Genomic DNA, 16415 nt, shown 5'->3' on the forward strand with positions numbered 1-16415 from the left:
TCCATGATTGACTCCTGTTCAGTGAAGGGTTTGAACGCGCTCAAGCTCGGCAGCGCGGTGCTTGGCAAACTGATAGTCACGGGCAAAACCCACCACCCGTTCGCCCTGGAAGATGTGCCACATCCGGCCTTTCGGGCGGATCTGCAGCGGGGTTTTAGCGGTCTGCATTGCTGTTCTCCGGCTTGTCTGTTTGTGCTGTAGGGTTGTTCGGGCAGCGCTGGCAGGCCCGCCAGTGCCGCATCGCGATAGGGTTGTGGGTTGGCGCCCTCATCGAGCGATAGCCATGGCAGCGCTCAGGCGTGATCGACTCGCCCAGTACCGGACAAATGACCGCGCCCAGTACCTCAACGACGCGCTTGGCCATGCGGTCTGTTTTTGCGGGATATTTGTCACTTAGCACCAAACTGACAGCGGTGCGTGATACCCCCAGCCGAGTGGCCGTAGCGGTAATGCTGGTGGCGTCCACTTCGCCTTTCAGTAGATCGATCCAGGCGCTCATAGCTGATCCTCCGGAGCCTCGGCCCATACCACCTTGGCCAGGTTGGGGTCATAAACCTGTCGGGTTCGCTGGATCATCGGCGGGCGCGGCCCGGTGTACCGACCGGGGGCCAGCTTGTAGCGATAGGCCCGGCTACCAGGCTTACGCACAGCCAGCACATAGCCCGCCCGGTTCAGCCACTTCAGGTAGCGCTTGGCTGTTTCCACGGCCACCGGGGTAGAGGCGCTGGCATAGGCGGCCAGTTCCTGGGCGCTGCACTCACCAATGATGCGCAACGTGCGCCACATGGCCTCATTACCCATACCCTGGGTATTGGGCCGCCCGTCCCGGCACAGCGCTGGGGCTTCGCTGCCACAGTCCTGAATCAGTTTCAGAGTTTTGGTGGTGTAGTCGCTGGGGCTGCCTGCCGGGCTGCCGTCCTCATAAGCCAGATAGCCACCGTTGAGCAACGATTGCAGGTAGCTGCGCACGGTCTCGTCGTCGACACTGGATTTACGGGCCAAGTCGTAGCAGGTCAGCCCCTCGCGTTTGGTGCGGATCGCTTCCCAGATGCGCTGGCGGTTGCCTTTGCCGCCGCGCTGTTCCAGGTGAATCGGCTTGCGTCCAACCTTCGCCATTAGCCAACCCTCCGCTTTGGAGCCTCGCCGGTATACAGCTCGCGCTTGCCCCAGGCTGCACGGTCAACCAGATCCAGCCCCATGGTCAGGGCCGTCTCTGCCACCAGCTCCAGGTTCACCGCTACCCGCCGTACTGAGCCATGCGCCAAGTTAACCAGGTGTCCCAGCAGGTCGTCGGCCAGTTGCACCTTGGGGCAGTAGATCGGGGCCAAGCGCCGGGCATCCTCCAGGCTGACCGGCTGGGCCGGCACCCATGACAGCACCCGACCATGGACGCGCTCATACTTTTTCAGCTTGGTCGGCAGCATTTCCTCACCGATCAGTAGAATCGCGGCCTGGCTGGCCTCATAGATATCGCGCACCAGTTCAACCGCTCCCCGGTCAACCAGGTGGTCCATCTCATCAATGATCAGCGGACGACCACTGGCGGCCAGTTCCTCGGCCACCTGATCAGCCATTTCTGGGATCGTGCCTGCAGCACGAATCCCCATTTCGGCCAATATCGCCTTGAGGGTGTGCTTTTTGCTCCACACGCTGCGGGCCTGCACGTAGTAAGCCCGGCGAGCATTGGCCACCCAGGCGGCAGACATGGATTTGCCGTAACCGCTGGGGCCGTAAAAACACACCATCCCCGGCAGGCTGGCAGTACGTGACAGCGCCCGTTCCAGGGCGATATCGCACAGGCCCAGGTTGGCGATCTGGGCCAAGCCGGGGCTGTTAACAGTGGGGTTAATTTCACGCATGCTGTTTTTCCTTGTTGATCCTAATGGCGTCATCTACCGAGTAACCGCTGGCGATATGCAGCGCATTCAACCGTTGAAACTCGGCGGTTTGCTGATAGGCCAGGTGCCTGGCCATATCGATCTGATCCACCCAGAAGTCCCCCTCACGGATGGCGTATTCCTCCAGAAACCAGGCCCGGTAGCGGCGCAGAGCCGGGCTTTCAAACATCACGACCTCAGCGCTCATAAGCGTCCCTCCCGAGTGGCAAAGGCCCGAAACTCCTTGCTCTGCTGGTAGGTGGAGTGCCAGCGCAGCAAGGCCGGGTTGTCGATGGCAATGCCGGCCCGTTTCTTCTCATCAACCTCCAGCCACAGCGGCCAGCGCTCGCCGGGCTGCTCCGGAGCGTTCCACTTGTTCTGGGGTAGTTCGGCTTCAGGTTGCGGCTCGGGCTGTGGCTGCGGCGTGACGTCAATCAGCAGCCCCCGGTCAAGCTGTGCATCCAACCGCTCAGGGGTGATATCGCCCAGCCCGGCCAGCGTCAGCGGCGCTTCATGAGTAATGACATGTGCAGGGCGCTGCCGGTCTATTTCGGCAATGTGCGCCTCATGGCGGGCAATGGCTGCATCAGCCCGTTTTTCGCCAGCCATTTCATACACGCTGCGCGCCCGGTAACCGCGCACGCTGTCCAGGCTGGCGACACAGATCAAGCGGCCGTCCAGCGCCTTGACCCACACCCGCTCACCGTCGTGGATGTCATAGGCCACCTGCACCTGCTCACCGTTCCAGTGCTCCAGCTCCGCGTTGTGGTAGGTCTGGGTATACAGCGTCACCTTGGCCCGGCGCACCACCTTGACCTCATGCGGCCTGAACAGATCGCGCAGTGCTTCACCATCAACAGCCACCGGCTGCCAACCCTTGGCCACATGCTCGGCCCAGGCCTCGGCGGGGGTTTGATGGCGGCGTTTGCCTGTGTGCGGGTCAACGACCTTGGGCAGGGAGCTATGCGGCGTGTGGTTGTACTCATCACACCATTGCTCGATCAGTGCCTGGGCCTCCTCGAATGACTGCACCAGGCGCCCAGCACCAGCGCGCTCAGCCTCAGTCTTCAGTTGCTGGCGTTCGCTCAGAGTCTCGGCCTTGATCAGCTTCTGGGTCAGGCGCAGTACTCGCTTCTGGGCAAGGCTATCCATCGCCTTGCCCATATACGTGGCCAGCTCCTTGCTGCGCCGGTCCAGGTATTTGTTGAAGTTTTCGCAGATGCCGTTGGCCTGGCTGTTGCCCGGCAGGTTGTGCACGATCGTGATGCCGGCTCGCGCCTGAATGGAGGTGGCAGGGTCAAACTTGACCCGGTCATTCTTGACGCTGCCGGTGTTATCGGTTTGCCACACCGCAGGTACACCGCCTTCGGCCACCGCGTTATACAGGCTGCCTAGAATCACCAGCATCGACTCAGACAGGCCCACGCTCGGCCGGAATACATAGCGCGTAGCCACGTCATGCGTATGCCACACCTCCAGCTTGACGAACTTGCCGGATACCGGGTGCGGCGCGGTGAAGTGGGTGCCCCAGCCGTCCGAGTGGATCTCCTGCATCGGCACCATGCCCTCGGCTGTCCGGGTGCGGTGGTACTTGTGCGGGTTCAGCGCGCTGCCTTGGTTGCGTCCACGCTGCTTGTCCAGGCTGGAGTACTTCTTGCTGTACCAGCGCTGCACGGCGTAGTAGCTCGGTGCTTCAATACTCTCGGGCAGTGACAGGCACATCCGTCGCCAAGCGTCAGACAGGTTGGGCTTTTGCGGGCGCTGCATTTCAGCCAGCAGGTAGGGCACCCACGGCTTCACGCTCATATCCTTGGCCCGCTTGCCCGGTGCCAACGCGGCCATGCCGCCCTTGGCCTCGGACTCAACCCAGCGTTCCAGCGTCCGCACAGACAGCCGACCAACCGCTGCCTGAACATCCTGACCTGGCAAAGCCTCGGCCTCGGGCAACCCCTGTGCATTCAGGCGAATCGCCCATTCAATGCCAGATTTGTTGTTGCCCAGGGCCAGCGCCGCGATCACGCTTTCATGCAGTTCGCCATCGGCCGCCCAAGCCAGCATCTGGCTACAGGCTCCCCGCTGGCTCAGGCCGTCGTGCATCATGCGCTTGAGCATGTTGACCACCAGCAGGCGGGCGTCACGGGTCAGGGTTTGCCGGTGCGTTAACTCGCCCTCAGCATTTACCGTGCGCAGAGCTGTCTTGTTCTGCCGTACCGGAGTCGGCTGCTGCTTGGCAACCTTCTCAGCAGCAGCCTTGAGCAGGGCATTGCGGGTTTCGGTGGGCAGTACCGCAATTGGGTATTCGATTGCCCGGCTAGTACCAAACCGTAGTTGTCCCTCCCATCCCTCACGACTAGCAGCTTTTTTAACGCCGCGCTCAGTCCCCGGCATCCCCGGCAGCCCCGCCAACTCCTTAGCGGTGTACCAATTACGCATCGCGATCACCTTCAAACTGGCTCAACGCGTCATCAATAGCCTCATCCAGCTCAGCCCCAAATATTGGAACGTAATCAAGGGCCGTTACTGCATGGATCTCCTCACCGTTGCCCCGTAAGTAGCGATATCGACGAGCATCCTCATGTAACTGCTTGTCCCTGCGTACCAGGTCAATCAGCGCCAGTACGTCAGCCAAGGCCAGATCAAAACGCACCTCTGCCAGGTCGTCACCGGATTCCAGTGTCAGAAAGGCGCTGCGCAGCCTGGCGAACCTTGACCCCAGCTCGGCCCTTAACAGCTGAATGCGAATCGCCGCATCTTGTGGCATAGTCTGATCAGACATAAAGCACCTCGGAGTGAGCGTGATGGCTATCTATAGAAAGGACGTTGTGCGCAAGTACCAGGAAGAGCTGGAGCGCTACTACGCGCAGTTGAGTGCTGAGCTTGCCGGCAGGCCTCCGTCTGAAAACCTGGCCCACAGCTACAACCGGGAGCCTGATGCCTTCCTGGCTGAGTTCACCGATATCGACCTTGAAAAACTTGAACTGCAAATTGCCCACTTCAAGGTCACAGCGGATTTCCTTAAAAAGCTGAGCAAGGGCAAACAAGCAAAGCCCAACGCTCAGTGATCGCACGTAATTCATGCCGCACCATCCTCGCCAGCATCGTGCTGGCGACGCAGCTCATCACCCAACGCCAGAGCAGCCCAGCGCAGCCAGTCATCCGCATCGCGCTGTGTCCCGGTCTCACTGACGCTCTCGCCAGCCCGGCGGCTAGCCTCTACACAACGGTAGAACTCAGTCGCATTGCGCAGATCATTAAGCAACGCGTTCATGCCACACCTCCCTCTAGCAACCGGCCACGGCGCGCCAGGTCGTAATCACTGATCGTCGCCACGCCGTGATCGTCTGGGCCGTCCAGTCCAGCCCAGTCGGGGTTACGGATAACGCTCTTGGCTGGGCACCCCTTGCCTTTGGCCGGGATGCGTTCAATGAATTGGGCACGGTATTCGCCCTGACCGAGGCCACAGCGGATCGCCAACCAGTCACCGGATTTCAGTGCTGACGGTTTCATGACTCACCTCCCATCAGTCGCTTCAGCTCTCGGGCTTTTCGGGCGGCCTCGTCACGCATCCGCTCCAGCCGTCCCAGCTCAGCATTCAGCGCATCGCGCCCATAGGCCACGCGCCCGCCACGCTGACACACCAGCCAGTCAGTCAGCGCATGACTGGCACACACTTCCTCAAGCAGCGGCGCGCGGTAGTACGGCAGGTTGTGGTCACAACGTGCAGGGGATGACCAGGCGTCCAGCATGTGCTTGCTGACCTCGTCACCAGACAGGCGCGACATACGTGCCGCAATTTCGTAGCGGTCCAGCTCGGAGCCCTTCAGGATTTCACTCACCAGCTCGCTGACCTGGGTGCCGTAATTTCCGTTACCCGGCAGGCTGGTGATGGGTTGCGGCACCTCGAAGAGGTCCAGGGTCCGCATGTCTTTTCCGTGACGCATGTCTAGCCCTCCGTACCGGTTTTACGGTGCGGTTTAACGCCCGAGTTGCTAGACTCACCTTCGGTATAGTGATACTGAACGAGAGTCTCCGACCGGTTCGGGCGTTGCCGTATTGGGGTGCTGCTGGTCTGCCAGCGTTCTGGCCAGATATCCACCGGTGTCAGCCCAAGCGCCTTGGCAATGGCACGCTCCATACGCGGGTAAGGGCTGCGTTTTACGTTTTTGACGGCGGTGTCTGACACCTCCAGCTCTCGCGCCAGCTTGGCCAGCGAGGTGCCTTTGGTGCGCAGTGCGTACTTGATCCACTCCCAGCGGTGACTGGGGTTGGTTGGAATGTCAGCTTTGCTCATAGCCTGGCGTCCACATATAGCCACCTGGCAGGGTGGCTTTTTTAGAGTGTTTAACCTGTCCTACGGCATAAACATAGCTAATCAGCTATAGCCTTGCAAGCTAAAAAGCTAGTTCTGAATGACTTTTTCGCTTCTTTTGACTGGTGAGTTAGCTAATGTCAACAAAATCAGATGGTTATATGCAATCAGAATCGCAACATGGGCTCGGCACTACAGTTCCGTTTAGCCCGGAGGCAATCGGAACTCGAATTGAGGAGATTGCGGAGAGGGTTGGCGGCAAAAGGGAGCTAGCTAACTTGGCAGGCATACATGAAACGCAGCTCTACAAATATATCAAAGGTGCTAATTCACCCAGTATCGCTGTCGCAGTAGCCCTAGCTGACACTGCAAAGGTCAGCCTGGACTGGCTTCTGCTCGGTAAAGGGGAGTCAGTACCGGAGGCCAATGCAGATGCCGAGTACTCGTATATCCCTCTATACGACGCCAAGATCAGCGCAGGGCATGGGAGCTGGGCGGAAGGTGCCAAGGTGCTGACCAGGCTTGCCTTTACCCGCTATAGCCTGCGAAAGAAAGGGCTGGACCCGGCAAAACTCTCAGCCGTGCGGGTGGATGGTGATTCAATGCTGGGGCTGCTGGATGATGGCGACACCGTAATGGTGGATCACAGCCGCAATACCCTGGAAGGTGAGGGTGTCTATGTCATCCGCCTGGACGACCACATGTACGCCAAGCGCCTGCAACGCCAGTTTGACGGCTCAGTTCACGTCATCAGCGAGAACAAGGCCTACCGCGACATGGTGATTCCCAAGAGCTACCAGGAAGAGTTTGAGATTATCGGTCGAGTGGTATGGGCTGGGGGCTGGATGGTTTGATGTAAATTGACAATTCCTTTGTCATAAATTGCACAAAACTGACCGCTACCCGCTCACTCCCTGTCAATTTTGCACATTTCATGTCGCACCCAGCAATTTGCCCGAGAGCCGCGCCCCGCGCGGCCTCCGACCCTCCTGGGCACCCGTCACCCCTATGACAAATAAATCACTCCCCCCCAGCGAAATGCGATTAAAATCACTGGGTTGAATTCATGCTTTTGTAGTTTGAGTGTCACCCAAAACCAGCGAAATATTCATCGTCGTTTGTTCGTTCTGTCATCTGTGATTCCCATCCTAGGCGGGTCCTGAAAACCCACAAGCCTGATGAGGAAACAACGGATGTCCACCGAACTTCGCACCAATCTGACCGTAGTCGACCATGGCGAGGGTGATGAGCCCCAGGTCAACTATTCGCTGAACCCAACCTTCGCTTCCGTGCTGCAAGCCCGTTTGGCCCGCCGTGATCTGCTCAAGGGCAGTCTGGGTGCGGCTGCCCTGGGTTTCATGGGGGTTGGTTTGGCCGGTTGCAACAGCGGCTCGAGCTCGCGGAATCGCAATGATGATGAAAATCCGGTCAATCCGCCGGCGGCATTGCTGGGCTTTACCGCAATCCCGACCAGCGAATCGGACGATATCATCGTGCCTGAAGGTTACAGCTATCAGGTTCTAATTCCCTGGGGGACGCCGATTGCCGGTAGCTTCCCGTCCTTTTCGATCAACAACAGTGGTGATGATCAGGCAATGCAGATCGGGATGCACCACGACGGCATGCACTTTTTCCCGATTGAGGGTGAGGAGCCTTTTGAGGGTAGCTCCGAAGATGGCTTGCTGGTACTCAACCACGAGTACGTAGAGCCGCGCTACATGCATGCCTCACATTTGGGCCAGTCGCTGAGCTCCGGGGCGGTGCTGGTCAACGCTGGGGTGCGTGCCACCGATGAGGTTTTGAAAGAAATGAATGCGCACGGCATCAGCATCGTGCGGGTTCGCAAGGGCGTCAATAATGAATGGTCGGTTCAGCCCGACAGCCTGAACCGCCGGATCACAGCGCTGACTCCGATGGAAATTCAGGGGCCGGTGCGTGGTTCGAGCTTTGTACGCACTCTGTACAGTCCCAATGGCACCATGACCCGCGGTACGTTGAATAACTGTGCCCATGGCGTGACTCCGTGGAACACCTACATGTTCTCTGAGGAGAACTGGGCTGGTTATTTCCGTAATGGTGGCGACAACCCTCGCGAGCACTCACGCTATGGGGTCAACTCATCGCCGACCGGAACCGGCCGTTACGCCTGGGAACTGGCCGAGAGCGGTGAAGATCAGTACATCCGCTTTGATGCCAGCATCAAGGGCGCCGATGCTACCGCGGATTATCGTAACGAACCGAACTGCTTTGGCTGGATGTGTGAAGTTGATCCTTTCGATCCGACCAGTGTGCCGAAAAAGCGTACCGCTCTGGGGCGTTTCGCCCACGAGGGCGTGGTATTCGCCCCGGCGGTAGAAGGCAAGCCGGTGGTCTGCTACTCCGGGGACGACTCGACTTTCCAGTTCATCTACAAGTTCGTCAGTGCCGAGAACTACAACCGTAATACCGCTAGCGGCGCTTTGCTGGATACTGGCACTCTGTATGTAGCAAGGTTCAATGCAGACGGCAGCGGTGAGTGGCTGCCGCTGGTATACGGCCAGAACGGTCTGACCAATGCCAACGGTTTCACCAGTCAGGCCGATGTTCTGGTCAATACCCGCCTGGCAGCCACCACCGTTGGGGCTACGCCGATGGACCGTCCGGAGTGGGGCGCGGTCGATCCGAACAATGGCGACGTATATTTCACCCTGACCAACAACAGCGCTCGTACTGAGGATCAGGCAACTGGCGCCAACCCGAGAGCGGTCAACCGCCATGGCCATATCATTCGCTGGGCTGAGGCTGACGGTGAGCATGCTTCCAATAGCTTCGAATGGGATATCTTCCTGTTTGCCGGCGATGGTGGTGAAAGTGGTCAGGATAACCTGACTGGACGTGACCTTAATGGCGATGTGCTGGGTGAAGAGGCCTACATGAGCTCGCCGGACGGCCTGTGGATCGACAAGGACAGCCGGGTCTGGATTCAGACCGATATTGGCGAGAGTGCGCAAAACATTGGACCCTATGAGATCATGGGTAACAACTGCATGTTTGCCGCCAACCCGGAGACTGGAGAAATTCGCCGTTTCCTGACTGGGCCGATCGGTCAGGAAATTACCGGGGTGATCACTACGCCGGATCAGCGCACCATGTTCATCAATGTTCAGCATCCGGGTGCTACCGCTACTCCCGCCGAGTGGGCGGCTGGTGAGACCCGTAGCACCTGGCCGGACCACATGCCGTCGCTGTATCCGCCGCGCTCGGCCACGGTGGTGATCTGGAAGGATGACGGTGGCGTGATCGGTACCTGATCCGGTCGACAGGGCCGGCTTCAGCTCCGGCCCTGTCGCGGGCAGCAATAACAATCCATTTTGTCGAATTTGCGCCGCGCACTACCAGCGTGGCGCCTTGTTTTGGAGAAGCTCTCATGGGTATTGGCGGAGTCAGTGTTGGTTCGTTGTTGATTGTATTGGTCATTGTCATGCTGCTGTTCGGCACCAAGCGCCTGCGCACCATTGGCAGTGATCTGGGTGGCGCGCTGAGCGGGTTCCGCAAGGCGGTCAAGGAGGGTGAGGACACTCAGGAGAGCCTGAGTGCGCTGGAGTCCGCTACGGTACATTCCGTACACAAGGACCGCTCGGTCGGCAGAACAGAGCATGTTCGATAGCGGAATTACCGAACTGCTGCTGGTCGCGCTGGTGGGTTTGCTGGTGCTCGGGCCTCAGCGTCTGCAGCATAGCGCCAGGGTGTTGGGGCGGCTACTGGGCAAGGCCAAGGGTTGGCTGGCAGAGGTACAGGCTCAGGTGGGGCAGGAGTTGCCCGAGGCTGAGTTGAAGGAACTGCGCCGGGATATGGAGCGGGTGCGTTCATCCAATGTGCGGCGGAATCTGTTGGAGCAGGTTACGCTGTCCGAAAAGTCAGAAAGGGCTGATATCACAAGGTAACAGCCCTTCTGACTTAAATACTGCTTATGGAGTGCAGGCTGGCATTAGGCTACGCACGACTTCTTGAGGGAAGCCATCGATGGTATAGGTACAGCCAAAATTGCTGTTAGCCATTTGTGCCTGATCAAGCAGGTCATCGCCGCCCGGTTTGATGCCGTTTTGCTCCCATTGGATCATTGCGTCGAAGGTTGCGGTGAACTCGGCTATAGAGAAATCACAGTGGCCCGGCGCTCTTATCGCGCGTTGTACTAGCCAGTCCCCGAAACCGTTGGCCTCAAGATTCTGGCGATAAATTTGCTGCATGCTGATTGGGACGAACAGGTCGCCCAGGGTATGCACGGTGACCACGGGGATCTCGGCGTAAAGCTCACCATTGACCTTGGGTATCCAGCGCAGGCCGTCTTGGCGCAGGGCATTGGCTCCAGGTACGGCTTCTGCCTGAATTATGCTCTGGTTGAAGGCTTGTTCATTAGCACTCAGTGTCTGTCCGGGTAATGTCTCGAAGCGATAAACAGTGCTGGTCGTGTCTACTACGCTGTCGTTGAGAATACCGGTGATGGTTCCGTCGGAACCGAGGAAGCCCTGGAGCAGGTCTTGGAAACCGCCAAAAGCCTGTGCGTAGATGGGCCGTGGACCGCCGGTCAGGTTCTGCAAAATCGGAAAGAGTGGCTGTCCGGCAAGAGTCAGACCCAGTGGTGTCTTGTTTGCGGCGTAGTCGGTCCATAGTACCTCTCGAGCGATATCTCGCTTCTCGATGGCTTCATCGAGCGGTACCGGGAAACTGTCAGCACCGACACCGGCCAGTTGGTACAAGGCCAAACCGTAGGCCGTAAAGTAGTCAAACAAGGCGGTGTCGCCCATGACGCCGCACATGGGGGCTGCGCCGGCATAGGGAACGAAGTTGTTGGCGGTTTGCTGGGTTTCAAGCTCGATTGCGGCACCAGCAATATGCCCACCCATTGAGACGCCGGTAATGTAGTACTTGTCTGGTTCGGCCAGAGTGCGGCCATTGGCTGCAGCGATATCGGTGAAGGCCAGGGCAAGCTTGTTGGTATCCTCAACGCCAACCCTGACATCGTAGAAATTGGCGCTGTAGGTTGAGGCCGCCCAGGCGAAGCCATTGTCCAGCAAGTACTGGCGCATGGGCGGACTGTCGACTGTCAGGTCAGGGCCTTCGCCTCTGAATCCGTGTGCATACATCACTAGATGACCGTTCCAGTTTTCCGGCACTTCGATGCGATAGCCCGCTCCGTCAAGCACTCCCCACCAGCGGCTGGTGTTGTCGTAGGCCGGAACACCGGCAGCCAGTGAGGCGAAGGGCAACTGAGCTTCATTCACGACAAAGAAGCCGTCATCAATACGTTCCTGTTGGGCGCGAACGGGCTCGTTGGGGGTGGGTGCAGTTCTGTTGCTGCTACTACTGCTGCTCAGGCAGCCGCTCAGCGCCAGGGCGCTGACCGCCAGACCAATGTAGGCGGTTTTTTTCAGCTTGTTCATTATTATTCTCCTGAATGCGCAAGGCCGTTTTGTTGTGAGGGAGTTGTTGGCGATGCTGTCGCAAGTTAAGTGGCAAACGCGCCGAGGAGCAAGTAGCCGAAGGGGCTTGAACGGTTTTTTGCTGGACCGGATATGCTGACTTATCAGTCGGTTTGATCACGGTTTCTGAAACTTCACCCGTTTGGGTGATCTGGTCGCGCAATAACCCATTCTAGGGGTTGCTGGCGTGTGGCAAATTCGTGACAATCGAGACAGTGGTGCAGCCTGTTTCAGGCGTATAACAATAATTTTGCAAAGAAAGGTCAGTAGTGTGTAACACCATTGACCCTCACTACCGGACGTAGTGTGCGCTTTGCCTTGGAGACCCTATGCCGCTGGTTGCCCGAATCCCTCTCGAGCCCCTGCTTAGACTGGCCACGTTCCTGTTGATATTGGTTGCTGCCGTGTTGTTGGGGCGTCTGACCTGGGCGGTTCTTGAACCCTCGAGTCTGATGCCGGCGGTCGAGCCGGTCAGTCAGGCCGCAGCGCCTGGTACAGCCTCAAGCACTGTCTCATTGGCCAGTTTCCGAGAACTGGCTGGTAAATCCATTCTTGGCTCTGCCAATGCCCCCGCTCCGGTGCAGATCGATGCGCCGGAAACCACTCTGAGCTGGGTGCTCAAAGGTGTGTTTTCCGATCCTGATCCGACGCGGGGAGCCGCCATCCTCGCGCCTCAAGGTCAGCCTGAAAAACTCTATCGGGTCGGTGCCAGCCTGCCGGGTAATGTACGCCTTGAGCAGGTCCTGGCTGACCGGGTGTTGCTGGCCCGCGATGGGAAACTGGAAACCTTGCGCCTGCGGCGTGCGGAAACGGCCTCGCGCAGCGCTCCCCGGGCTGCGCCCGCGTTGCCGAGTGTCGATCCTGGCGTGACTCTGGCCAGCGATGGCGGGGTCGCCCGGATTGATCGTGACGCCTGGGTGAATGATCCGCAGCGTTTCCTCGATGTGATTACGGTCAACCCTGTCATGGTCGAGGGGGCGCTCTATGGGCTTGAGGTCAGACCTTCGCGCAATGCCCGTGAGTTCGAGGCAGCTGGCCTCCAGTCTGGTGATGTGATTCTGGAAGTTGAAGGGCGTCCGGTGGCTGAGATCAATGACTACCGCGAGATTCTTCAGGAGCTTTCAGGTGCCAGTAGCGTGTCCGTTTCGCTGGAGCGTGGTGGCGAGCCCATGAATATAACGATAACGATGGATTGATACAGAATGCTGAAGCTGTCCCCGTTTTGCCGTCATGCCTTGCCCCTGGCGCTGAGCCTGGTGCTGAGCGCGCCCTTGCTGGCGCAATCTACCTCGGCCGATCCCAATGAAGAGCTGGTACTCAATCTACGGGATGCGGATATCAATGGGTTGATCGAGATCGTCAGCCAGGAAACCGGGGTGAACTTCATTGTCGACCCCCGCGTGCGCGGCCAGGTCAATGTGGTCTCCGGACAGCCGATCCGGCGTGGCGAGCTGTATGACCTGTTCCTCAGTGTGCTCAAGTCCTATGGTTTTGCTGCAGTCACCGGCGCCGAGGGTACGGTACGGATCATTCCCGAAGTGCAGGCCAAAGAGAACGAGATTGCCGGGCTTGAACCGGGAAGTCGTGGAGATGAGGTAATAACCCATGTCATCAGCGTCAAGCATATCAATGCCGGGCAACTGGTGCGGATTTTGCGCCCGTTGGTACCCAAGGGGGGGCACCTGGCGGCTGCAGCCGAGTCCAATACGCTGGTCATAGCCGATACTGCAGCCAATGTGCGACGGATCCAGGCGCTGATCGAGCGGATCGACCTGGAGTCAATGGAGGACTTCGAGCTGATCGCCTTGCGTCATGCATCGGCAATTGATGTCGTGCGTATGGTCCAGGGGCTGGAGGGCGCAGCTTCAGGTGAGGACTTCACCAAGCGTACCCGGGTCATTGCCGATGAGCGGACCAATACCGTGATTCTGCGTGGCGATCCCGAAGGTCGACGCGGGCTGCGGAGCATGATCATGGGGCTGGACGTACCCGGCGAAGATGCCGGGACCCAGGTGCACTATCTGCGTTACGCCAAGGCCGAGGAAGTTGCCGAAGTGCTGCGCGGAATTGCCGAAGGTCGCGAGTTGCCTGGCAGCTCCGGCCAAGCCGGAACCAGCGCGACTGCCACCGGGAGTGGTGGCTACAGTAGTAGTAATCTTGGGCGGGTGAGGATCCAGGCCCATGAAAGTACCAACTCGGTAGTGATCAACGGTCCGGCCGAGCTGAGCCGGGAAATGGCGATGATTATCCGGCAGCTGGATATCCGCCGGGCTCAGGTACTGGTCGAAGCGGTGATCGCTGAAGTCTCCTACGACCGCGCCAAGGAGCTGGGGGTGCAGTGGGGCTTTGGTAACGAGCGCAGTGGGGTAGGGGTGATCAACTTCAACCGCAATGACCGGGGCATCCTCAACTTTGCTGCTGGGCTCAACTCCTTCCTGGAGGGTGATGTATCGACGCCGCCGGCGTTGGGTAGTGGTGCCACCATTGGTGGGATCGGGCGGATCGGCAGCTCGCACATTGCCGTGCTGGTCAACGCCCTGCAGGGAGACAGCTCCAGCAATATCCTGTCGACCCCGAGTCTGCTGACTCTGGATAACGAAGAGGCGGAAATTGTTGTCGGTCAGAATGTGCCGTTCATCGTCGGCCGTTCAATCGAGAGTTCGGGCCAGGCCTTTGACACCATTCAGCGTGAGGATGTCGGGATCAAGTTGCGTATTCGCCCGCAGATCAACGAAGGCAACGCGGTACGTCTGGAAATCGAGCAGGAAGTGTCGCAGATCGCTCCGGGCGCCAGTGGCGCGGCTGATATCATCACCAACAAGCGAAGTCTGACCACCCATGTGATGGTCGACGACAATGAATTGATCGTGCTCGGCGGGCTGATTGACGACCAAATGGTTGAAACTCGCGACAAGGTGCCGGGGTTGGGCGATATCCCCGGACTGGGTCGATTGTTCCGGTATGACACCGCCAGCATGGAAAAGCGCAATCTGATGATTTTCCTGCGTCCGGTGATCGTGCGCGACCGTGCGGTGGCTGAAAGCCTGACCCACTCCAAGTACAGTTATATTCGTGACCAGCAGGTGCGTGAGCAGAGCCGTCGTGATCGCCTGATGCGCGATGTGGATCTGCCGATTCTACCGGACTGGGATTACCTGCTCAGCCTGCCGGCTCCGTTCGAGAATGCGATGCAGGGCGCTACCCCTGACCGTTCGCGGATTATCGCCCCGCCGACCAACAACTGAGGGGAGGTCGCGGATGAACGACAGTGAGATTGCTGATCTGGGGAATACCCCGGGCCATCAGGCGGAAACCGGTTACCGGTTCGCCCGCCGCTTCGGTGTTTTGCCCGGGCAATTACACGATGGCGAGCTGGAAGTGTATGTGCGTGCCGACTGTGACCCCCAGGCCTTGTTGGAACTGCGGCGCCGGGCCGGGCATCCGCTGCGCCCGACGGTGCTGGACGATGACAGTTTCGCTGCTCGCCTGCGCGAGCGCTACGAGCGTTCGGCCAACGATGCCATGCAGTTCGTCGAGGGGCTCAGTGATGATGCCGACCTGATGTCGGTCGCTCAGTCGCTGGCCGAGCCGGAAGATTTGCTTGAATCACAGGATGAGGCGCCGATCATCCGCCTGATCAACGCCTTACTGTCTGAAGCGGTTAAGGAAAATGCTTCGGATATCCATATCGAACCGTTCGAGAATCGTCTGTCGATTCGTTTGCGGGTCGACGGCGTGCTGCGCGAGGTACTGGAGCCGCCCAGGGCTCTGGCTCCGGTGATCGTGTCGCGGATCAAGGTTATGGCCAAGCTGGATATCGCCGAGAAACGCCTGCCGCAGGACGGCCGGATTGGCTTGCGGCTGGTCGGTCGAGCGGTTGATGTCCGGGTGTCTACTTTGCCATCCGGGCATGGCGAACGGGTGGTGCTGCGTCTGCTCGACAAGCAGGCCGGACGCCTGGAATTGCGTCAGTTGGGCATGTGCGACGAGCATTATCAGGCCATGGAGCGGGTTATTGGGCGGCCACACGGCATCGTGCTGGTCACTGGGCCGACTGGCTCGGGCAAGACCACTACCCTGTACTCGGCGCTGATGCGGCTCAATGATCGCAGCCGCAATATCCTCACCGTCGAGGACCCGATTGAATACTATCTGGATGGCATCGGCCAGACCCAGATCAACACCAAGGTCGACATGACCTTTGCCCGCGGGCTGCGGGCAATCCTGCGTCAGGACCCGGACGTGGTGATGGTCGGTGAGATCCGTGACGTGGAAACCGTGCAGATAGCTATCCAGGCCAGTTTGACCGGTCACCTAGTGTTCTCCACCCTGCATACCAATACCGCCATCGGTGCCATTACCCGCTTGCGTGATATGGGGATCGAGCCTTTCCTGTTGTCTTCGACCCTCAACGGCGTGCTGGCTCAGCGTCTGGTGCGGACCCTGTGTCCGGCCTGCCGCAAGCCTCATCAGGCCAGTGCCAGCGAATGCCGGTTGATGGGAGTCGACCCCGAGCAGCCCCCCACCCTCTATAGCGCTGCTGGCTGTGAAGAGTGCAATCACAGCGGTTATCGCGGGCGTACCGGGATCTATGAGCTGATTGAGATTGATGACACCCTGCGTGGTCTGATTCATGACGGTGCTAGTGAACAGGCCATGGTTCGGCATGCCCGGCTGGCGCAAATGGGAATCCGTCAGGATGGCCTGCGCCGGGTGCTGGCTGGCGAGACCACGCTGGAGGAAGTCCTCCGCGTGACCCGGGAGGACTGA

General features: G+C 59.1%; 20 protein-coding genes. 8 read left to right on the forward strand and 12 right to left on the reverse strand.

Features of this window, described 5'->3' with window-relative positions; genetic code table 11:
- Positions 1-18 precede the first annotated feature (18 nt).
- From C2846_RS18620 to C2846_RS05470, 7 genes are read right to left on the reverse strand one after another with little or no spacing between them, the layout of a single operon-like run.
- Positions 19-168, reverse strand: a complete 150-nt coding sequence (locus C2846_RS18620) for a hypothetical protein (protein WP_165443773.1) — start codon at positions 166-168, stop codon at positions 19-21.
- Positions 155-499, reverse strand: coding sequence for a hypothetical protein (locus C2846_RS05445; protein WP_119700903.1), 345 nt, complete (start codon positions 497-499; stop codon positions 155-157). Before C2846_RS05445 ends, C2846_RS18620 begins: the two co-directional genes overlap by 14 nt.
- Positions 496-1116: a hypothetical protein gene (locus C2846_RS05450; RefSeq protein WP_119700904.1), complete on the reverse strand. Its 621-nt coding sequence runs from the start codon at positions 1114-1116 to the stop codon at positions 496-498. The genes C2846_RS05445 and C2846_RS05450 overlap by 4 nt, the downstream gene beginning before the upstream one ends.
- Complete coding sequence (locus tag C2846_RS05455) at positions 1116-1859, reverse strand: AAA family ATPase (RefSeq protein WP_119700905.1); 744 nt, start codon at positions 1857-1859, stop codon at positions 1116-1118. The genes C2846_RS05450 and C2846_RS05455 overlap by 1 nt, the downstream gene beginning before the upstream one ends.
- Complete coding sequence (locus C2846_RS05460) at positions 1852-2085, reverse strand: hypothetical protein (protein ID WP_119700906.1); 234 nt, start codon at positions 2083-2085, stop codon at positions 1852-1854. Before C2846_RS05460 ends, C2846_RS05455 begins: the two co-directional genes overlap by 8 nt.
- Positions 2082-4310, reverse strand: a complete 2229-nt coding sequence (locus tag C2846_RS05465; RefSeq protein WP_205890112.1) for a DNA-binding protein — start codon at positions 4308-4310, stop codon at positions 2082-2084. Before C2846_RS05465 ends, C2846_RS05460 begins: the two co-directional genes overlap by 4 nt.
- Positions 4303-4653 (reverse strand): hypothetical protein, encoded by a 351-nt coding sequence (locus C2846_RS05470; protein ID WP_165443774.1) that lies wholly within the window; start codon positions 4651-4653, stop codon positions 4303-4305. The genes C2846_RS05465 and C2846_RS05470 overlap by 8 nt, the downstream gene beginning before the upstream one ends.
- Before the next feature lie 13 nt (positions 4654-4666).
- Here C2846_RS05470 and C2846_RS05475 point away from each other — a divergent pair, with 13 nt between their 5' ends.
- Complete coding sequence (locus C2846_RS05475) at positions 4667-4939, forward strand: hypothetical protein (RefSeq protein WP_131038204.1); 273 nt, start codon at positions 4667-4669, stop codon at positions 4937-4939.
- Positions 4940-4950: 11 nt separating this feature from the next.
- Here the strand turns inward: C2846_RS05475 and C2846_RS05480 are convergent, their stop codons facing one another.
- From C2846_RS05480 to C2846_RS05495, 4 genes are read right to left on the reverse strand one after another with little or no spacing between them, the layout of a single operon-like run.
- Complete coding sequence (locus C2846_RS05480) at positions 4951-5145, reverse strand: hypothetical protein (RefSeq protein WP_119700909.1); 195 nt, start codon at positions 5143-5145, stop codon at positions 4951-4953.
- Positions 5142-5384, reverse strand: a complete 243-nt coding sequence (locus C2846_RS05485; protein ID WP_119700910.1) for a hypothetical protein — start codon at positions 5382-5384, stop codon at positions 5142-5144. The genes C2846_RS05480 and C2846_RS05485 overlap by 4 nt, the downstream gene beginning before the upstream one ends.
- On the reverse strand, positions 5381-5818 hold the full coding sequence (locus C2846_RS05490) for a hypothetical protein (protein WP_119700911.1): 438 nt from the start codon (positions 5816-5818) through the stop codon (positions 5381-5383). The genes C2846_RS05485 and C2846_RS05490 overlap by 4 nt, the downstream gene beginning before the upstream one ends.
- A 2-nt stretch (positions 5819-5820) precedes the next feature.
- Entirely contained in the window at positions 5821-6168 is a 348-nt protein-coding gene (locus tag C2846_RS05495) for a helix-turn-helix domain-containing protein (RefSeq protein WP_119700912.1), read from the reverse strand.
- Between the two features lie 179 nt (positions 6169-6347).
- Between C2846_RS05495 and C2846_RS18920 the strand changes: the two genes are divergently transcribed.
- From C2846_RS18920 to tatB, 4 genes are all read left to right on the forward strand, one after another.
- Positions 6348-7040: an XRE family transcriptional regulator gene (locus C2846_RS18920; RefSeq protein ID WP_119700913.1), complete on the forward strand. Its 693-nt coding sequence runs from the start codon at positions 6348-6350 to the stop codon at positions 7038-7040.
- Between the two features lie 339 nt (positions 7041-7379).
- Entirely contained in the window at positions 7380-9476 is a 2097-nt protein-coding gene (locus C2846_RS05505) for a PhoX family protein (protein WP_119700914.1), read from the forward strand.
- 116 nt (positions 9477-9592) lie between these two features.
- Positions 9593-9832 (forward strand): Sec-independent protein translocase subunit TatA, encoded by a 240-nt coding sequence (locus C2846_RS05510; RefSeq protein WP_080049948.1) that lies wholly within the window; start codon positions 9593-9595, stop codon positions 9830-9832.
- A complete protein-coding gene (tatB, locus tag C2846_RS05515) occupies positions 9822-10109 on the forward strand; it encodes a Sec-independent protein translocase protein TatB (RefSeq protein WP_080049949.1) in 288 nt (95 codons plus the stop codon). Before C2846_RS05510 ends, tatB begins: the two co-directional genes overlap by 11 nt.
- A gap of 24 nt (positions 10110-10133) precedes the next feature.
- On the opposite strand, the gene C2846_RS05520 is transcribed toward tatB, so the two are convergent.
- Positions 10134-11606 carry an alpha/beta hydrolase family protein gene (locus tag C2846_RS05520; RefSeq protein ID WP_119700915.1) on the reverse strand — a complete coding sequence of 491 codons (1473 nt, stop codon included), beginning with the start codon at positions 11604-11606 and terminating at the stop codon, positions 10134-10136.
- Between the two features lie 368 nt (positions 11607-11974).
- Here C2846_RS05520 and C2846_RS05525 point away from each other — a divergent pair, with 368 nt between their 5' ends.
- The 3 genes from C2846_RS05525 to gspE are packed head-to-tail and all read left to right on the forward strand — an operon-like array spanning position 11975 to position 16415.
- On the forward strand, positions 11975-12841 hold the full coding sequence (locus tag C2846_RS05525) for a type II secretion system protein N (protein WP_119700916.1): 867 nt from the start codon (positions 11975-11977) through the stop codon (positions 12839-12841).
- A gap of 6 nt (positions 12842-12847) precedes the next feature.
- Complete coding sequence (gene gspD / locus C2846_RS05530; protein ID WP_119700917.1) at positions 12848-14890, forward strand: type II secretion system secretin GspD; 2043 nt, start codon at positions 12848-12850, stop codon at positions 14888-14890.
- Positions 14891-14903: 13 nt separating this feature from the next.
- On the forward strand, positions 14904-16415 hold the full coding sequence (gene gspE / locus C2846_RS05535; protein ID WP_080049953.1) for a type II secretion system ATPase GspE: 1512 nt from the start codon (positions 14904-14906) through the stop codon (positions 16413-16415).

Source organism: Pseudomonas jilinensis (genome assembly GCF_003586265.1).
Classification (GTDB): Bacteria; Pseudomonadota; Gammaproteobacteria; order Pseudomonadales; family Pseudomonadaceae; genus Halopseudomonas; species Halopseudomonas phragmitis.